This window comes from Streptomyces sp. NPDC005576, assembly GCF_042871745.1.
Taxonomy (GTDB): Bacteria; Actinomycetota; Actinomycetes; order Streptomycetales; family Streptomycetaceae; genus Streptomyces.
In genome coordinates, this window is the sequence record NZ_JBIAJC010000012.1 from 68,104 (window position 1) to 86,070 (window position 17,967).

13 protein-coding genes and 1 pseudogene are annotated in these 17,967 nt (G+C 71.4%); 5 read left to right on the forward strand and 9 right to left on the reverse strand.

All coding sequences use genetic code 11. The features are described from left to right. Positions 1-30: 30 nt before the first annotated feature. A pseudogene (locus ACFYPN_RS22230) lies at positions 31-813 on the forward strand (YoaK family protein); the annotation flags it as partial. A 294-nt stretch (positions 814-1,107) separates the two neighbouring features. On the opposite strand, the gene ACFYPN_RS22235 reads toward ACFYPN_RS22230, so the two are convergent. After that, positions 1,108-1,365: a type B 50S ribosomal protein L31 gene (locus ACFYPN_RS22235; RefSeq protein ID WP_358763869.1), complete on the reverse strand. Its 258-nt coding sequence runs from the start codon at positions 1,363-1,365 to the stop codon at positions 1,108-1,110. Between the two features lie 123 nt (positions 1,366-1,488). Beyond that, entirely contained in the window at positions 1,489-1,653 is a 165-nt protein-coding gene (gene rpmG / locus ACFYPN_RS22240) for a 50S ribosomal protein L33 (RefSeq protein ID WP_358763868.1), read from the reverse strand. 395 nt (positions 1,654-2,048) lie between these two features. On the opposite strand from rpmG, the gene ACFYPN_RS22245 reads away from it, so the two are divergent. Next, complete coding sequence (locus tag ACFYPN_RS22245; RefSeq protein ID WP_389300382.1) at positions 2,049-3,458, forward strand: PP2C family protein-serine/threonine phosphatase; 1,410 nt, start codon at positions 2,049-2,051, stop codon at positions 3,456-3,458. 73 nt (positions 3,459-3,531) lie between these two features. Here ACFYPN_RS22245 and ACFYPN_RS22250 read toward each other — a convergent pair whose 3' ends face one another. Next, positions 3,532-5,022, reverse strand: coding sequence for a hypothetical protein (locus ACFYPN_RS22250; protein WP_389300385.1), 1,491 nt, complete (start codon positions 5,020-5,022; stop codon positions 3,532-3,534). 233 nt (positions 5,023-5,255) lie between these two features. Here ACFYPN_RS22250 and ACFYPN_RS22255 point away from each other — a divergent pair, with 233 nt between their 5' ends. After that, positions 5,256-6,389, forward strand: a complete 1,134-nt coding sequence (locus tag ACFYPN_RS22255; RefSeq protein ID WP_358766166.1) for an aminoglycoside phosphotransferase family protein — start codon at positions 5,256-5,258, stop codon at positions 6,387-6,389. A gap of 207 nt (positions 6,390-6,596) precedes the next feature. On the opposite strand, the gene ACFYPN_RS22260 is transcribed toward ACFYPN_RS22255, so the two are convergent. Next, positions 6,597-7,919, reverse strand: a complete 1,323-nt coding sequence (locus ACFYPN_RS22260) for an N-acetylmuramoyl-L-alanine amidase (protein ID WP_389300388.1) — start codon at positions 7,917-7,919, stop codon at positions 6,597-6,599. A 436-nt stretch (positions 7,920-8,355) separates the two neighbouring features. Here ACFYPN_RS22260 and ACFYPN_RS22265 point away from each other — a divergent pair, with 436 nt between their 5' ends. Further along, positions 8,356-10,596, forward strand: a complete 2,241-nt coding sequence (locus ACFYPN_RS22265; protein ID WP_358766162.1) for a germacradienol/geosmin synthase — start codon at positions 8,356-8,358, stop codon at positions 10,594-10,596. A gap of 125 nt (positions 10,597-10,721) precedes the next feature. On the opposite strand, the gene ACFYPN_RS22270 is transcribed toward ACFYPN_RS22265, so the two are convergent. The 5 genes from ACFYPN_RS22270 to ACFYPN_RS22290 form a co-directional block, all read right to left on the reverse strand. Then, positions 10,722-12,323 carry a hypothetical protein gene (locus ACFYPN_RS22270; RefSeq protein WP_389300391.1) on the reverse strand — a complete coding sequence of 534 codons (1,602 nt, stop codon included), beginning with the start codon at positions 12,321-12,323 and terminating at the stop codon, positions 10,722-10,724. A gap of 174 nt (positions 12,324-12,497) precedes the next feature. After that, positions 12,498-12,998, reverse strand: coding sequence for a hypothetical protein (locus ACFYPN_RS22275; RefSeq protein WP_358766158.1), 501 nt, complete (start codon positions 12,996-12,998; stop codon positions 12,498-12,500). Between the two features lie 93 nt (positions 12,999-13,091). After that, positions 13,092-13,487: an ACT domain-containing protein gene (locus ACFYPN_RS22280; protein ID WP_358766156.1), complete on the reverse strand. Its 396-nt coding sequence runs from the start codon at positions 13,485-13,487 to the stop codon at positions 13,092-13,094. A gap of 148 nt (positions 13,488-13,635) precedes the next feature. Continuing rightward, on the reverse strand, positions 13,636-13,983 hold the full coding sequence (locus ACFYPN_RS22285) for a DUF805 domain-containing protein (protein WP_358766141.1): 348 nt from the start codon (positions 13,981-13,983) through the stop codon (positions 13,636-13,638). A gap of 244 nt (positions 13,984-14,227) precedes the next feature. Then, the gene (locus tag ACFYPN_RS22290) at positions 14,228-15,754 is read right to left on the reverse strand and encodes a fatty acyl-CoA synthetase (RefSeq protein ID WP_389300395.1); all 1,527 of its coding nucleotides are present in this window, start codon (positions 15,752-15,754) and stop codon (positions 14,228-14,230) included. Positions 15,755-15,980: 226 nt separating this feature from the next. On the opposite strand from ACFYPN_RS22290, the gene ACFYPN_RS22295 reads away from it, so the two are divergent. Then, the gene (locus tag ACFYPN_RS22295; RefSeq protein ID WP_389300397.1) at positions 15,981-17,843 is read left to right on the forward strand and encodes a serine hydrolase; all 1,863 of its coding nucleotides are present in this window, start codon (positions 15,981-15,983) and stop codon (positions 17,841-17,843) included. Positions 17,844-17,967: the final 124 nt, after the last annotated feature.

Consider the following 17,967-nt stretch of genomic DNA (forward strand, 5'->3'; position numbering starts at 1 on the left):
ACACGGTGTCCGGGCGGGGACACGCCGAGAATGCCCGGTGTGTCCTCCTCCCTCTCCTCGACCGGTCGTGTCGCCTGGGCCCTGCTGCTGCTCTCCGCGGCGTCCGGGGCGGCCGACGCGTTCGTCTTCCTCTGCGCCGGGCAGGTCTTCGCGGGCGTGATGACCGGAAATCTCGTACTCCTGGGCGCGGCGGCGACGGGAGCGGGCGACGAGGGCTCCGCCCCGCGTGTCTGCGCGGCGCTGGTGTCGTACGTGGCCGGGGCCGGGTGCGGCGCACTGATGGCCCGGCGGTGGGGTTGGCCGGTGGCGGGCCTGCTGCTGGCCGAGGCGGTCCTGCTGGGTGCGGCCGCGACCGCCTGGGGGGTGGGGCTCGTCACCTCGGGGGCGGACCGGACCGGGCTGCTCGCCGTCGTGGCGGTGGCCATGGGAATCCAGGGGATGGTCCGGGTGACCCCGACCAACTACTTCACCGGGACGCTGACCTCGCTGTCGGGGCGGCTGGCACTCGGCCGGCCGGTCCGGGACGACATCGAGGTGGTCGGCCGGCTGGCCGCCGTGGTGGCCGGTGCCGCGATGGCCGCCGCGGCGGCTCGGTGGTGGCCGCCGGGTGCCGCGTCCGTGGCGGTGCTCGCCGCCCTGGGGGCGCTGGTCCTGGAGACGGCCGGGCGGCGCGGGCAGCCCCTCGGCTGACGCCCGGCGGCGCGGGCGGCCTCGCGGCTGAACCGCCTCTCGCCGGAGCGGGCGCCGCCCCGGCGCTGCTCACTCCCGGGCGGCAAAAAGCCCCGGCCGGATCGGGGGAATCCGGCCGGGGCCGTTCATGAGGTACGAGGGGCGGTCGCCTCTCGGCGGGTTGCTCCACGGGGCTTCAGCCGAACGATCTTCCCCGTGGGCGAAAGGTGAGGCCCGGGGACACTGTCCCCCTCGCACCACGTATAGATGAACGATAAACCACACCCGGGTGTTCCCGGACCTCCGGGTCCCCGGGTGTGATCCGGGGCACCCGTCGGCCCGACGAGCGCCCCGGGCCCGAGGGCGGTTTCGACGTAGCGCCGTCCGTCTGAGGGGCCGGCAGGCGGGACTTTCGGTACACGGCCCGGGGGCGGCTCGTCAGTGTCCGGCCGCCAGGTTGCCGTAGCGGCGGCGGAACCGGTCGATCCTGCCGGCCGTGTCCAGCACCTGCCGGCTGCCGGTGTAGAACGGGTGGCTCGCGGACGAGGTCTCGACATCGACCACCGGATAGCTCCGGCCGTCCTCCCACTCCACCCGCTCGGTCGCGTCGGCGGTCGAGCGGGTCAGGAACGCCACACCGGCGGCCCGGTCGCGGAAGACGACGGAACGGGTGGCGGGGTGAATGTGCTGCTTCATGAGAATGTTCCTTCCTCGGGGCGGTGGTCGGTGCGAGTCGTCACGTGTCCCCGCGCTTGGGCCGCTCGATGCGGGCGGATCACCCGGTACGGGCACACCGGAGGTGCCGGTGGGGCGCCCGGATCAGCGGGCCTCGCGGAAGACCACGTGGTGGCCGGCGACCGGGTCGAACTTCCGAAGTTCCAGCCGGTCCGGGTCGTTGCGGCGGTTCTTGCGCGTGACGTAGCCATGCCCGGTCCCCGCCGTGGACCGGAGGGTGACGACCGGCCTGAGTTCACTGCGTGCCACGAGTGCCTCCTCCACTGGGCGACTCCGTCTCCCGCTTGAGCGGGATGGATGTCGTTTTCATTCTGGTGACGTAACACGAGCAACCAGCACCGCATTCCCGCCCTCCGGAGGTCCTCCCGGCAGGGCCGGAACCCGCTCTCCCGGGGCGCGCCACCACCCCGCTTCCCTCGACGGCTCAGTCCGCTCCGGACCCACACGTCCGATCAACACCTCATCCGCGAAAGGGCGTTCGAGAAACAACTCTGCGCTTCAGCCGCTGGCATATGCCATACGCAAGAACGCCACAAGTGTCGCCAAACCCCTTACGAGCCCCACTCCCCTGTGCCACAGTCATCCTCGGTTCCCCTCCCGTTCCACCCCGAGAACCGGCAGCAGCGTCTGTATCGGAGTTCGAGATGCCGTCCCCCCTCTTCGCGGACCGCCCGGCGGCACGACCGTCCGAGCGGAACGCCGTCGACGCGATGATCGACCGCGCACGCCGACTGCGCGGAGACCTCGACTCGGTGTGCCGGACCGCGGTGGCCATCGACGAGGACGACCCGCAGCAGCGCTGGCAGCGCGCGCTCTGCGAACTCGCCGCCCACCATCTCGACGACCTCGGCGCCCGCCTCGGGCAGCTCAGGGAGGGACCGCCCCCGCCGGTCCCGGACACCGCTCCGGCCGACGAGGAGCAGGGCCCCCTGTCGGGCCGGGCGGGCAGCGCCGAGTGGAACCTGCTCGACGACGGCGTCGAATGGTCCGTCGAGTTGTACGAGATCTTCGGGCGGGACGCCGCCGCTGGTCCGCTCTCCCTGGACGAGCTGCCCACCATGCTCGTCCCCGAGGACCAGCCCCTGCTCACCTCCATGGTCACGAGCTGCCTGATCGACGGAAAGCCCATGGACGGCGAGTTCCGCATCCGCCGTCCTGACGGCCGGATGCGGACCCTGCACGCCATGGGCGAGCCGGTACTCGACTCCGAGGGCCGCACGGTCTCCCTGTGGGCGGTCCTGCGCGACGTCAGTGCACTGGACGACAGCCGGAAACGTGAAGTCCGGACGCGCGACTCCCTGCACCGGCAGGACGACATCGCGAGGGCCGAACACCGGATCGCGACCGAACTGCACCAAGCCGTGCTGCCGGCGCCGCACGACTCGCCGGCACCCGCGTGCGGCGGATCCGGTGCCATGGACGTCGCCGCCCGACTCCTGCCGTCACGCTCGTGCGGCCCGAGCGGCGGTGACTGGTACGACGCCATGACGCTGCCGGACGGCCGGACCCTGCTCACCGTCGGCAGTCTCACCGGGCACGGCATTCCCGCGGCCTCCACCGTGGCCATGGTCCTGGGCGCGCTACGGGGCATGGCCGTGGCGGGCATCGAGCCCCGGGCACTGCTGACCCATCTCAACCAACTGGTCCAGACGTCCGCCCAGCCGGCCCTGGGCAGTGCTCTGTGCGGGTTCTTCGACCCCTCGGCGGGCCTCCTCACCTGGGCCCAGGCGGGGCACCCCGCTCCCCTGCTGTTCCGTGACGGCACCGGGGCCCCGCTGGTTCCTCCCGAGGGGGTGCTTCTGGGTGCCGCGCCGGGAGTCACCTACGGGCAGGAGACCGCACGGTTGCTTCCCGGCGATGTGCTCCTGCTGCGCGCCGACGGGTTGGCGCCGGCCACCGGCCTTGGCGCCGCCCCCGACGAACTGCTGGGGCTGGCCGCTCGGCTCTCCGGTTCCCGCACGGCAGCCGAGTGCGTACGGACCGTCGCCGAAGAGCTGGGCGGGGCCGAGCGCCCGGCCGGGGGATGCGTGCTGGTCGCCCGCGTCACCGGCTGATACCGACACCTGACACCCGCTCCCACCGGGCAGGCCACCGGTCCGCCGAATGGTTCGCACGGCCCGCGGGAGTTCAGGCCTCGGACCTCCTCGTCCTCCTGACCTGCCGGGGCATCACGAGTTCGAGTTCCTCGCGGAGATCGCGGATCGCCGGGTCGTCGACGTACCGATCGGTGAGGTCGTACATCTGGCGCAGCCTGTCCCAGGTGCGGTGCGAGGAGGTCTCGCCCATGGAGACCAGGGCCCGCCGGGCGTAGGTGTCCGCCTGCTCCGGATCGCCGGCGATGAAGCACGCCGACGCGAGCGAGATGAAGTCGAAGAGCTTGGAGCGCTGGCGGCCGTCGTTCCGCATCCCGAGGGCCTTCTTGGCGTGCTGCTGCGCGAGGGCGGCCGCCGAGGGGTCGTGGTCGGCCAGCGTGCGGAACGCGAGCGCCTGCATGCCGTGGAGGTCGGCCTCGTCGAACATCTGCATCCAGCCCGGCGTCTTCTCGACGTTCCGGTCCGACACGAACAGTTCCTCCGCCTCGCCCAGAGCGCGACGCATCGCCTGTCCGCGGCCCATCGAGGCGTACGCCCACGCCTCGATGGTGTGGAGCATGGCGCGGGTGCGCGGCAGTGCCTCATCGCCCGCCCCGGAGTGGGCGAGTTTCATCAGATCGAGTGCCTCCTCCGGACGCCCCAGGTGGACCATCTGGCGTGCGGCACGTGACAGGGCCTCGCCGGCACGCGGCCGGTCGCCGCCTTCGCGCGCCGCGTGGGCGGCGATGACGAAGTACTTCTGGGCGGTGGGTTCGAGGCCGACGTCGTGGGACATCCAGCCGGCGAGTACGGCGAGGTTGGCAGCCACACCCCACAGGCGCTGTTGGAGGTCGGCGGGGTGGCGGTACGCCAGCAGGCCCCCCACTTCGTTGAGTTGGCCCACCACCGCCTTGCGCTGGAGTCCGCCGCCGCGCTGGGCGTCCCACTTGCGGAAGATGTCGACCGAGTTCTCCAGAGCGGTGACCTCGGCGGATCCGATGGGGGCGGTGTCGTAGCGGTCGAACCCCGCCGGATCTGCGGGGAGGGAGCTGTCGGTTCGGGGCGCGTCGGCCGCCGGAGCGGGATCGGCGTGCAGCCAGTCGTTCATGGCGCCGGTGAGGGCAGGTCCAGCGGCGAGCGCGGCGCCCGCGCTCACCAAGCCGCGTCGGTTGAGCATGAGGTCCATTCCCGTGAATTCGGTGAGGACCGCCGCCGTCCGTTCGGGCGCCCACGAAAGGCCGTCGGGATCCTCGTCCTTCCCGGCGGTCCGTCGTTTTCCCGTGCGCCCGCGTCGGCCGAACCCGAGGTCCTCGATGGTCACGACACGGCCGAGCCGCTCGGTGAACAGAGCCGCCAGCACCTCCGGCACGGGATCGCGTGGGGACTCCCCCATGTCGATCCAGCGCCGTACGCGCGAGGTGTCGGTCGCCAGTTGGGAGTGGCCCATGGCCGCTGCCTTCCGGTTCACCATCCTCGCGAGCTCTCCCTTGGACCATCCGGCCATGCCGAACAGATCGGAAAGACGGGTGTTGGGTTCTCCGGTCACGTCAAGCCCCCAGGTTCTCGGCTGAGTTGCACACTAACCCCGAGTCAGATGCGGTGCGCATATTCGCTACCCCTTCGCCAGGGCCCGCCATCTGCACTGCCACGGGCGTCGCGGTGTCAGGTAGGAGTGCGCCACCCCGCCCGGCAGCCCTCGGTACTCCCCAGGGTGCCGGACGGCCGCCGGCCGGGGTGGTGCACGCAACTTGTCGGCGCACGAAGGGATCTGTCTCGCCCATGTACACAGCATCGTCCTCCGTGTCCGCCCCGCCCCGGCCGCTCCGTCCGAGGGGATCAGGAGGCGGACCGTACCTCGCCCCCCTCTCCGGCACTCCGGTACAGGGTCTGGGGCGGCCCCGGCGGACGGCGGGACCGGGCACCCAACCGCTCAGCGGGAGAATCGACTTGTCGGGTCCCCAGGGCGCACAGGTACGCATGGCCATCGCCTCCGTGCAGCGCATCTGCCCCGAGTTCAACCCGGTCCAGGTCCTGCGCCGCAGCGGACGCTCCGTGCTGATCGTGGGCATGACCGGCCGCACCACGGCGGTGGCGAAGTGCTTACTCGATCACTCGCCGGCCTGGACCGAACGCTTCCGGCACGAGATAGCGGCGTACCGCTCGTTCGTCCGGCACCGCCCTCCGGTCAGGGTGCCCCGGCTGATCGCGGCGGACCCGGAGAACTGCACGCTGGTGATCGAGCGGATGCCCGGGAGGGTGGCGGCGCTGACGCGCCACCCCGTGGAACCGCCGCCCCGCACGGATCTGCGCCAGGTGCTGGGCGCCATCCGCCGGGTCAACGAGTGGCGACCGCCGGTCGGGCTCTTCGACGCCCCGCTGGACTACGCCTCGCGGATCTCCCGCTACCACGAGCTGGGGTTCTTCACCGATCGCGACCTGGGCGACCTGCAGAAGCTGCTGCACGGCCTCGCCGGGGGCAGGCAGGGCATGGGCCAGTTCTGCCACGGTGACGCGCTGCTCTCCAACATCCTGCTGTCGCCCACCGGTCCCGTCCTCCTGGACTGGGAGCACGCGGGCTGGTACCTCCCGGGGTACGACCTGGCGACGCTCTGGACGGTGCTGGGCCGGGACGCCGTGGTGGCGCGGCGTGAGATCAGCCAGCTGGCCCAGTCAAGGGGAGCGGACGCGAGGGACGCGTTCCTGGTGAATCTGATGCTCGTGCTGACACGAGAGATCCGTACCTACGAGACGGCCGTCCAGCGGACCATGCGGGAGCCGGGGCCGGCGGGGGCGACGCACGACCGACCGGGCGTCCTGTCCTCGGGCGAGGAGCAGCGGCTGTTGCTGCGCCGGCTGCACGACGACTGCGCCATGGCCCGCCGGGCCGTACGGGCGGCCGTCGGCACGCGTTGACCGAGGGTGGGGCCGGGGTAGTCCGGCCCCACCCCTCAGAGCCCGTCGGGTGACCTTCGACCGTCCGGTCGGGAGTCGCCCGACGGGCTCCCGGGGGGAGCGCGCTCGCGGGAGGTGCCGACACACCGTCCCGCGGGCGCGCGGTCGTGTCCGGGTACGCGTGCTTTCCCTGGCCGGAACAGGAGCGCTGTGACGGCGGACGGCTCGTCAGCCGACGTGTACCACGTCCACGTCGGTCGCCTTCACGAATCCGACACGATGTCCGATCTGGACGGTGAGGTACTGCTGTCCGCCGGTGAAGTACGTGTGGTCGTAGGGGGCCGAGGCGTCGATCGTCGGCGCGTAGTAGTAGCCGGTGGGTGCCTCGCCGCCGCCCGGGAAGGACTGTCCCGCCTTGATCGTGTAGACGAGCGGGGAGCCGGTCCGGGGCGTGAAGCCGGCCGGGTAGTCGGCGGCGTCCGGGTAGGCGACGCCGTAGACGGGGACGTCGGCGCGGCCCGCCTTCGGCCGGACGACAGTGCCCCTGGTGGGGGCGGTGACACGTGTACCGGCGGGAGTGCTGAGCCAGGCTTTCTGGCCGTACCACCAGATCGCCGTCCAGCCGGGCACCCGCTCGGCGACGACGGCTTGCTGGCTCGCGCTGATCTTGCTGCCCCAGTCGGCGGCGCAGTCGGTGCCCGCCGAACCGTCCGGATGCAGGCCCGGGTCGGAGAAGAGCGGGGCGTCGGCGGAGGGCGCGGTGCGCAGGGGTACGGCGCTGCTGCCCTGGAGCGGCAGGTCCACGCCCTTCTCGCAGTCGCGGAACTCCTGCTGGTTCCGCCCGAAGTCCGGTGCGACGGTGATGAGTTCGCTCTTCTTCGAGCCGGAGGGACGGGTTCCCCGGCCCAGCAGGGCCATGAAGCGGTTCCAGTCCCAGTAGGGGCCCGGGTCCCAGTGCATGCCCATGGTACCGGCGGCGCTGGTGGGCGGGACGCCGTCGTGACCGAGGATGTGCTGCCGGTCGAGCGGGATGTCGTACCGCTTGGCGAGGTGGGCGACGAGTTTCGCGGTGGAGCGGTACATCGCGTCGGTGTACCAGGCCGCCCCGTCGGCGGCGAAGCCTTCCTGCTCGATGCCGATGGAGTGGGTGTTGACGTACCAGTTGCCGGCCTGCCAGGCGATGTCCTTGTTCTTGACCATCTGGGTGACGTGCCCGTCCGAGGAACGGACGACGTAGTGGGCGGACGTCTGGTTGAGCGGGTTCTGGAAGGTCCTGAGGGTCCCGTCGAAGTCGACCTCGGTGTCGTGCAGCACGATGAACTTGATCGCGTTGCTCTTCGGCCGTTCCGCGGTGTCGTAGTTGCCGTATGTCTGCTTGTCGGCCGGGTCGCCGGTCTGCTGGTAGGCGGCCGGGACCCAGTCGCAGGCGAGGCTGCGCGGGCACTCGGGGCGCACGCCGTCGGCGTGGGCGGCCGGGGTGAGCAGGGCGGCGCTCAGCGCACCGGCCGCGACCAGCGCCAGTGCGAGCCTGGACCTCTTCTTCGACGTCATGACAACCCTTCTGGGAGCGGGACTCCGCGGTGCGGTGTCCGACCGTGGAGCCGGGGCCTCTCATGGGGATCGTGCCGGGCTCGCGCGCCCGGCACCGACCCGGCCCGATCCGGACGGCAGACCGTGAGTGATCTCTCGTACCGTCGTGGCGGCACACTCTCCGATGTCGGGTGACGGCACGTCAAGACCATTGCGGCGGGCGGCGGACGGACCAGTGGTGCAGACCACTGGCAGGCGCTGTGACCTGCGACGGGCAGGATCGGCCGGGGCATGTGACGGGTTCCGTTACCGGAGTTTTACTCCACCGGGGAGAAGCCGTAGTGATTATGCGACTTATGACCGGTGTGCGTAACCCGGATGGCCGAGGGGTAGTGCATGCGCGCAAGACGGGTCCGCGCGAACGGCGCGCGGAGTCTCCTGGAAAGGCCCGACGCACATGGCACAGCCCTTCTCGTTGCCGGACTTCTACGTCCCGTATCCGGCCCGGCTCAGCCCGCACCTGCAGGAGGCGCGGCGGCATACCAAAGAGTGGGCGCGCGGAATGGGAATGCTGGAGGGGTCCGGCATCTGGGACGAGAGGGACCTCGACGCGCACGACTACGCGCTGCTGTGCGCGTACACCCATCCCGACTGCTCGTCGGAGGCACTGTCGCTGGTCACCGACTGGTACGTGTGGGTGTTCTTCTTCGACGACCACTTCCTGGAACTGTTCAAGCGCACCCCGGACCGCGACGGCGCGAAACGCTACCTCGAACGGCTGCCCGCCTTCATGCCGATGGAGCGCGGCGCCGCGACACCCGACCCGGTCAACCCGGTCGAGGCGGGACTCGCGGACCTGTGGGCGCGTACGGTGCCGAGCATGTCGGACGCGTGGCGGGCGAGGTTCGCCGAGGCGACCGAGAACCTGCTCAACGAGTCCCTGTGGGAGCTGGCGAACATCAACGAGGGGCGGATCGCCAACCCCGTCGAGTACATCGAGATGCGCCGCAAAGTGGGAGGCGCCCCCTGGTCGGCCGGGCTGGTGGAGTACGCGGCGGGCGCCGAGGTCCCCGAGGCGGTGGCGGACGCCCGCGCCCTGCGGGTCCTGCGCGACGCCTTCTCCGACGGCGTCCACCTGCGCAACGACCTCTTCTCGTACCAGCGCGAGGTCGAGGACGAGGGTGAGAACAGCAACGGCGTCCTGGTGCTGGAGAAATTCCTCGGCTGTTCGACGCAGGAGGCCGCCGAGGCGGTCAACGACCTGCTCACCTCCCGGCTTCAGCAGTTCGAGAACACGGCCCTGACCGAACTCGGCCCGCTCTGCGCGAGCAAGGGGCTGGGGCCGGCGGAGAGCGCCGCCGTCCTCGCGTACGTCAAGGGCCTCCAGGACTGGCAGTCGGGCGGCCACGAATGGCATCTGCGCTCCAGCCGCTACATGAACGACGGCGGGGCGGCGGGAACGGCCGCGGGGCGCCTGGGGATGTCGGACGCGTTCGGCATGGCGGCCGCGTCGATCCGTTTCACCCCCCGCTCGGAGACCGCCCGGCTGCGGGGGCACAGTCATGTGCCCCACCAGCGGGTCGGCCCGTCCCTGCTTCCGGACCTGCACCTGCCGTTCGGGACCACACTCAGCCCCCACCTGGACGGGGCGAGGGTGCGGATCGTCGACTGGGCGCGCCGGATGGGAATCCTGGAGGAGCAGCCGGGTGTGCCCGGCTCGCACATCTGGGACGAGGACCGGATCGTCGCGATCGACCTCCCGCTCTGCGCGGCCGGCATCCATCCGGACGCCTCGCCCGAGGAGCTGGACCTCTCCTCGGCGTGGCTGGCCTGGGGCACGTACGGTGACGACTGGTTCCCGGTGGTGCACGGACGCACCCGTGACCTGGCCGGGGCGCGGCTGGCCAACGAACGGCTGTCGCTCTTCATGCCGTTGGACGGGAGGGCGACGGGCGTACCGGAGCCGGTCAACGCGCTGGAACGGTCTCTCGGGGACCTGTGGCAACGGACCGCGGGCCCGATGGACGAGGAGGGGCGGCAAGCCTTCCGGTACGCGATCGAGTCGATGACGGAGAGCTGGCTGTGGGAGCTGGCGAACCAGGCGCAGAACCGTATCCCCGACCCGGTGGACTACATCGAGATGCGTCGCATGACCTTCGGGTCGGACCTCACGATGGCCCTGTGCCGGCTGGCGCACGGGAAGAAGGTGCCGCCGGAGATCTACCGCAGCGGTCCGATGCGGTCGCTGGAGAACGCCGCGGCGGACTACGCGGCACTCCTCAACGACCTGTTCTCCTACCAGAAGGAGATCGAGTACGAGGGTGAGGTCCACAACGGGGTTCTGGTCGTGCAGAACTTCTTCGGCGTCGACTACCCGACCGGGGTGGCGATCATCCACGACCTGATGAACGGGCGCCTGAAGCAGTTCGAGCACGTCGCCGAGGTGGAACTTCCGCTGCTGTACGACGACTTCGCCCTGGACGCGGAGGCGCGTGAGGTGCTCGCCGGCTATGTGCAGGAGCTACGGCACTGGCTCGCGGGCATCCTGATCTGGCACCGGGGCTGCCGCCGGTACCGCGAGGAGGACCTGCGCAGGGAGCAGGCCGCCCGTTCGCCCTGGGGGCAGGTGGCGGGCCCGACCGGGCTGGGCACGTCGGCTGCCCGGATGGCCTCCCTGATGGCGAGCGCGCGGGGGTAGGCGCGGGTCGGCTCCTCGGAGGGGCCGGGCGGAACGGGGTGACCGGGGTCCCCTTCCCCGGCCGGCCACACCGGGCGGGGGGGGCAGCCGACGGCCGGCAGCGGGTGTTCAGCCGTGGCCAGGGCTCAGCCGGCGAAGAACGCGCCGAGGGACGCGAGGATCGCCAGGGCCGGCTGGGCGATGTCCGCGCTGGAGGCGAGCAGGGTCCGCAGGCGTTCGAGACGGGCCGTCGTGGCCGGCACGTCTCGCTCCGGCTCCGCGCCGAGGCGGGCGAGGTCGTGGATGGTGGCGGCGGCCTCCTCCCGGGCGGGCGCGGGCGTGTCGCGGCTCTCCAGTACGAGCCGGAGCAGCCCCGTCAGGTCCTCGGCGTGGGCTGCGGTGGCGTAGGTGTTCTGGAAGTCCCGGATGACGGTGGACCGGGGGCGGTTGACGAAGGTCGTGTGCTCGCCGTGGAAGGAGAAGTTGTCGGGCACTGTGGCTCCTGCGGGTCGTGGGAGGACGACGAGGCTGTTGCTGACCGTGAGTCCGGGAGGCGGGGGCACCAGCTTCGCCAGCTCCGCCTTGATCGAGGCCTCGGCCTCGCGGACGGCCCGCAAGGCGGTGTCGTCGGTGGCCGGGCCGGAGGAGAGCAGGCTCTCCACGGCGTCGGTGGCGGGAGCGTCGGTATCGGTGCGGGGCAGGAGCGAGGTGTACCGGTCGTGCTCGGAGGTGGGTCCGTACCGCGCCGCCCGTGCGCCCGCCTCCTCGGGGCTCCGGACGGTGGTAGTCACCGACCGCAGAGCGCGGTTCACCGACCCGAAGAGGGTCCTGAAGTAGGCCGTCGAGGTGTGCTCGATCCGGAACACCACTTTCTCGTGCTCCTCGCCGTCCCCGGGCGGCCGGAAGAACACCAGGCAGGGCAGCACCTGGGGGACCAGTCCGAGCCGGGCCGCCACCTCGTAGGCGCCCTGGGGGTCGTACGGCGTCCAGCGGAGCCAGTGCATCGTCGACATGACGCGGTACAGCTCGGGTTCCAGATGGCGGCGCCAGTACTTCTTCGCCTGCCACCAGTCTGCGCGGCGCTCCACCACGAAGACCCGGGTGGCCGGCCCGGAGAGGGCGTTGAGGTCGTCGAAGTGGGTGCGCACGTAGGTCGCGAGCTCCACGTCCGCGTCGGTGTAGAGCAGGACGCCCCACAGGCGCGGCCCCCCCGAGGGCGCCGCGGAGTTCTCCGCCAGCTGGAGCCAGCGGAAGAGCTGGTCCGGGTTGCGCGGAGCCCCCATCTCGTAGGAGGCCCGGGCAGGGTGCTCGACGGAGAGGACGAGCAGGTCCCCGTCGAGCAGCCCGGCCCGGTCCAGGGTGAGCCCGGCGAGAAGCCGCTCGTCCGTGGCGGCGTCCGAAAGCCACACGCCGAGGACGGACTCGTCGAGCCGGCGGCTTCGACCGCGTGATCCGCGGCCCGGGGCGACGGGCCCGGGCCGCGCGGCGCCCAGGCGGCGCGCCTCGGCCAGGCAGCGGGCCGTCAGATCGCCGACGGTCAGGGTGGTCCGGTCGCCGTCGGGGACAGAGAGGGTGAAGGTGCCTTGACCCGTGCGCCGGTCGAGCTCGTGCCACCGCCCGGTCGTGGGGTCCCCCTCGAATTCCCCCGACGCGATCATCGTGTCGAGGGCGCGGGAGAACCGGGCGCCGTAGGACGCGTGGGAGACGACGGACCAGTCGCCTTCCCGGACGTCGATGGGGAAACGCATGGATGGCCCTCTCGCCCCGCGGTACTACCGGACAGCGGGAAGGACGCGCAGGAGCGGCTCGTGGTTTCGCGCGTGCGGCGTGGAGGGCGGTCCGCGAGGGGGCGTCGTACCGGAGACCGATGGCGGACTCCGTCGCCCGCAGCAACGTTTCCGCCGTGCTCCGGGCCCTGCGGGTCAGCCCTGCTGGAAGAGTTCCGCGGGCAGCGGCTTGAGCAGCGCGTAGAGGTCGTCGGTGATCGGGCGGTCCCAGCTGGCGATCGTGACGAGGACGCCGTCGCTGCGGTCGAACTGCACGCAGGCGATACGCGTCTCGGAGAGCTTGACGCGGCGCACGATCAGCAGGTTGTCGCCCTGCATCACGGGAATGTCCTCGGTGGAGGTGACTTCCACCGGCTCGTCGTTCTCCAGGGCGAGGAGCAGCTGCGCGACCTCGAAGGGGACCTGTCCCTCTTCGGTCTCGCGGGCGGGCGAGCCCGTCGGGAGATTCCCGATGATCATGGCGGGGCCGCGGCCGCCGTAGAGGTCGTACCGGAGGAAGACGCCCTGGCAGGTGCCGTCGGGCGCGGGCAGCAGACCGGCACCGAGGTTCCCGGGCCAGTCCCCCGGGTCCATGGCGAGGACATCGAAGTCCGGGCCGGCGGGAGTGGCGGCGCTGCGACGGCGGAGGAAGGACATGCAGCCATGTTACGTGGCCCGGCTCACGTCGCGGAGCCGGGCCCGGACGGACGCCCGGGGCTCCCGGGACGCGCGACGCGGGACTCGAAGCGTCTACTCGGCCGCGAGCGACTCCAGTACGGCGACGGCCTCGGCCGCCCGCCCGTACGGGACGAAGAGGTGATCGTGGTGGTATCCGGCGATCACGTTGCAGCTGATGCCGGCGTCCGTCAGCGCGAGGGAGACGGCTGCGGTCAGCCCCACCGCGTCGAGGGCGGAGTGCACCCGGAGGGTGATCCAGCCTGCCGGGAAGGCATGGGAGAGGCCGGCCTCCCTCGCTTCGTGCTCCGGCAGGACCAGGGTCAGCCCCTCGCGCTCCATGACCGTCACGACGGGAGAGACGCCTGCCGGTACGGAGTCCCGGCGCACGCTGGTGAAGACGTACCGGCCGTCGTTCAGCTCGGGCCTCATCGAGCGCAGGAGGGTACGGAGGTCTCGCTCGCCGGTCATGGGGTCATGATAAGGCCGTCGTCGCGGGAGTGCCGTGCGGGTCGCGGCAGGTCCGCACACACGCCCGGAGGCCGGGACGGCTCGCGCCGTCCCGGCCTCCGGGTTGTCTGCCGCTCCGCGTGCGGAGCGCGTCGGTCGGCCGAGTCGATCAGCCGACGTGCTTCGGGTCGGGTCCGTACTCGTTGGCGCCGGCCTGGCCCTCGGTCGCCGTGAAGACGAGCAGGACGATGAACCCGACGAGCGGAATGATGCCCAGCAGCACCCACCAGCCCGAGCGGCCGGTGTCGTGCAGCCGGCGGAAGCTGACCGCCAGGCTCGGCAGGAATATGGCGAGCACGTAGATCGAGTAGAGGATCTGCGTGTCTATGAGCGCTCCGACGATCACCAGCACGATGAGCGCGATGGCGTTGAAGAGCGTGAACATCCAGAACTCCTGGCGGCGCGCGCGCCCGCTGAAGCCCACGTAATTCTTGAGTACGTCCACGTACCAGTTCACAACGTTCCCTCCCCTGGCCCCGTACGGGACCCCTACTTTTCAGACGAGCAGGCCGAAAAGTAAGCGACGGATAAGGACCAGGTCAAGGCAGTTGGGGGCAGCGCGGAAAGATACACGTACCTGTCGCACGACCGTGGCCCATTCGATGCCGAACCGGGCTGCCAACAGCGACATTTGGGCATGAATTCTACGATCCGGACTCAGGACGGTCCGGCGACCGGGGGAAGGTGCTCCGGCGGCGGGCTCACGACGTTTTCGCCGCGTGACGCTCGCGGAGTTCGCGCTTGAGGATCTTGCCGCTGGCATTGCGCGGCAGATCCTCCGCGAAGACGACTCTCTTCGGAACCTTGAAGGAAGCGAGTTGCGTGCGGACATGGGCGATCAGGCGGGTGGCGGTCTCCTCGGAGGCCGAGAACCCGTCCCGCAGGACGACCACGGCGGTGACAGCCTCGATCCAGCGTTCGTCGGGCAGCCCGACGACGGCGGTTTCGGCAACTCCGGGATGGGTGTAGAGGGCATCCTCCACCTGCCGGGACGCGATGAGCACGCCCCCGGAGTTGATGACGTCCTTGATCCGGTCCACCACGGTGAAGTAGCCCTCCGCGTCGCGCACCGCGAGGTCGCCGGAGTGGAACCAGCCGTCGTGGAAGGCCGCCTCGGTCTCCTCCGGCATCTGCCAGTACCCCTGGCACAACTGCGGTGAGCGGTAGACGATCTCGCCGGCGGTGCCGTCCGGAACCTCCGTGCCGTCCTCGTCCACCACGCGTGCCTCGACGAAGAGGACGGGCCGGCCGCAGGAGTCCATGCGTCCTTCGTGTTCGTCGGGGCCGAGGACGAGGGCGAGCGGTCCGATCTCGCTCTGCCCGAAGCAGTTGTGGAAGGCGAGACCGGGCAGGCGGGCGCGCAGCCGTTCCAGTACGGGGACCGGCATGATGGACGCACCGTAGAACGCCTTGCGCAGGGCGCGCAGGTCGCGGGTGGCGAACTCCGGGTGGTTGGCGAGCTTGATCCAGACGGTGGGCGGGGCGAAGAGGCTGTCCGCCCGCCCCGCCTCCACGAGGTCGAAGATCCGGACGGCGTCGGGGGCGTCCAGGACGGTGTTCTCCGCGCCCACCGCGAGGTAGGGCAGCAGGAAGACGTGCATCTGCGCGGAGTGGTAGAGCGGCAGTGCGTGCACCGGCCGGTCGGCCGCACCGAGGCCGAGAGCGGTGACGGCGCTGACGTACTCGTGCACGAGGGCCCCGTGCGTCATCATCGCGCCCTTCGGCAGCGCGGTGGTGCCCGAGGTGTAGAGGAGTTGGACGACGTCGTCGTCGCCGGGGACGCGTTCGGGGGTGAACGGGCGGCTCGTACCGAGGGCTTCGAGCAGGGAGCCCGGCGCGTCGCGCAGCGTCCGGACCCGATGTACCGCGGGGACACGGGCGGCCAGGTCCGGGTCGATGAGGACGAGGGAGCTGCCGGACTGGCCGAGGACATGGCTCAGGTCCGCCCCGGTGAGGTTCTGATTGACCGGTACGTGGATGAGACCGGCACGGGCACAGGCGAGGTAGGCGATCAGGTAGACGTCGGAGTTGTGCGCGTAGGTGGCGACCCTGTCCCCGTGCCGCAGCCCGTGCTCACCGGTCAGGACCGCTGCGGCGGTCGTGACCGCGGTGTCCAGCTCGGCATAGGTCCACGACCGGTCCGCGTACCGGATCGCGGTGCGGCCGGGAGCCCGCCGGGCGCTGCGGGTCAGGACGCCGTCGACCGTACTGCTTCGAACACCTGTCATGGCCGGAATCCTGTGCGGCCGGAGGCCAACGGTCAAGGGTGGCGCGGACACCCGGGCGGAACGCTCACGTCATTTTCCCCGACGGCGCGTCAGTCCCTGCCGTGCGCGACCCCGTACGGAACGGCGGCGCCGCCAGTACCCTCTTCCTCGGCAGCGAGTTTCACGATCGGACGAGTTTTCGGAAGTTACTTTCACGAGGGTCGACATGCACCGAGAGGGGTCACGGATGACCGGGGACACGAAGGGTTTCGGGATCGGCCGGCGGAGGCTGGGCGCCGGGATACTCGCGCTCGGCGGGGCTCTCGCCCTGGCACCGCTCCCCCTGGCGGGTGTGGCGGCGGGCGCCGGACCCGGCACGGGGACCTCCGGCGCGGAGGTCCCGGACCCACGGGCGGAAACGGGAACCGGTATGACCACAGCGGCGAGTCGGCCCACCCTGCGCCACGGCTCCGCCGGGCGCGCCGGGCTGATCGAGGAGCGGCTGAACGCCCTCGTCGACGTGGCCGCCACCTATCTGGAGGACTCCCCCAGCCACCCGTGGTACGCGGGGGCCGTCCTGCTCGCGGCGCGCGGCGGTACGGTCGCCCTGCACCGGCCGATCGGCATGGCGGTCAGGTACGCGTCGTACGACGAGAAGACCGACACGGGGGTGGAGTTCCCCGCCGACCAGCAGGTGCCGATGACCGAGGACACCGTCTTCGACCTGGCCTCCGTGTCCAAGCTCTTCACCTCGATCCTGGCAGTGCAGCAGATCGAGCGCGGCCGACTCACCCTGGAGGCCACGGTCGCCTCGTACCTCCCCGAGTTCTCCGGGGGCGGCAAGGGCACGGTGACGGTACGCCAACTACTGACCCACACCTCGGGCTTCCGGTCGTGGATTCCGCTCTACAAGGCGCCGTCGCGGGAGGGAAAGCTCCAGCTCGTCTGGGACGAGACGCTCATCAGTGCCCCCGGCACGGCGTACCTCTACTCCGACCTCAATCTGATCTCACTCCAGCTGATCCTGGAGAGGATCACCGGCCGGACGCTCGACGTCCTGCTCCGGGACGAGATCACCGGGCCCCTCGGGATGCGGCGCACCCGCTACAACCCGCCGGCCTCCTGGCTGCCGGACATCGCAGCCACCGAGGACGCCCGGCCGCCCTGGTCCGGGCTCGACCGAGGGCTCGTCCGGGGAGAGGTGCACGACGAGAACGCGTACTCCCTGGGCGGGGTCGCCGGTCACGCGGGGGTCTTCTCCCGCGCCTGGGACCTGGCGATCCTCGCCCGTACGCTGCTCAACGGCGGGAGTTACGGGCGTGCCCGCATCCTGTCCGAGGAGTCGGTCGAGCTGATGTTCACCGACTTCAACACGGCGTTCCCCGGCGACGCGCACGGGCTGGGGTTCGAACTCCACCAGCACTGGTACATGGGCGCGATGGCCACCCCCCGCACGGCGGGCCACACCGGGTTCACCGGCACCAGTCTGGTGATCGATCCGACGACCGACTCGTTCCTGATCGTGCTCGGCAACTCCGTCCACCCGGTGCGCAACTGGCGATCGGGCAGCGCACCGCGCGTCGCCACCGCCGACCGGATGGCGCGCGCCGTCGCGGTCCGCCCGGTGCGCGGGCGCACCGCCTGGTTCTCGGGGATGGCGAGCGCCTCCAGCGCCCTGCTGACGCTGCCCGCTCTGCGGCCCGTCTCCGAGCGGGCACGGCTGGAGTGCGCGCTCTGGTGGGACACCGAGCCGGATTCGGACGCGCTCCACCTGGAGGTGTCGGCCGACGCGGGCGCCGGGTGGCAGCCGGTTCCGTTCACCACCGTGCCCGCCGGCGCGCACGGCACTCCGGCGACCGCCCACCCGACGGGGACGGTGTCCGGCTGGTCCGGGCGGATCTGGCACACCGCGGTGGCCGACCTGGGTGCCTGGCGCGGTGGGGAGATCCTGCTGCGCTGGCGCTACGCGACGGACAAGCTGTACGTGGGGCGCGGGGTCTACGTCGACGCGATCCGGGTGACCGACGCGGGCCGGGTGCTCTTCGACGAGGCCCGCCCGGCCGACGCGACCCGTATCGCGGCGGCCGGCTGGTCCCCTTCGGCGGACTGAGCGACGACGTGAGGTGCGGCCCGACACCGTGGCCGCACGGCGGAGCGGGGCCGCGGTTCCAGGCGATCGCCGTCTCCCGGGTCTGCCGGGCGCAGCCGCCGTCGAATCGCCGCGTCGGCGCGGG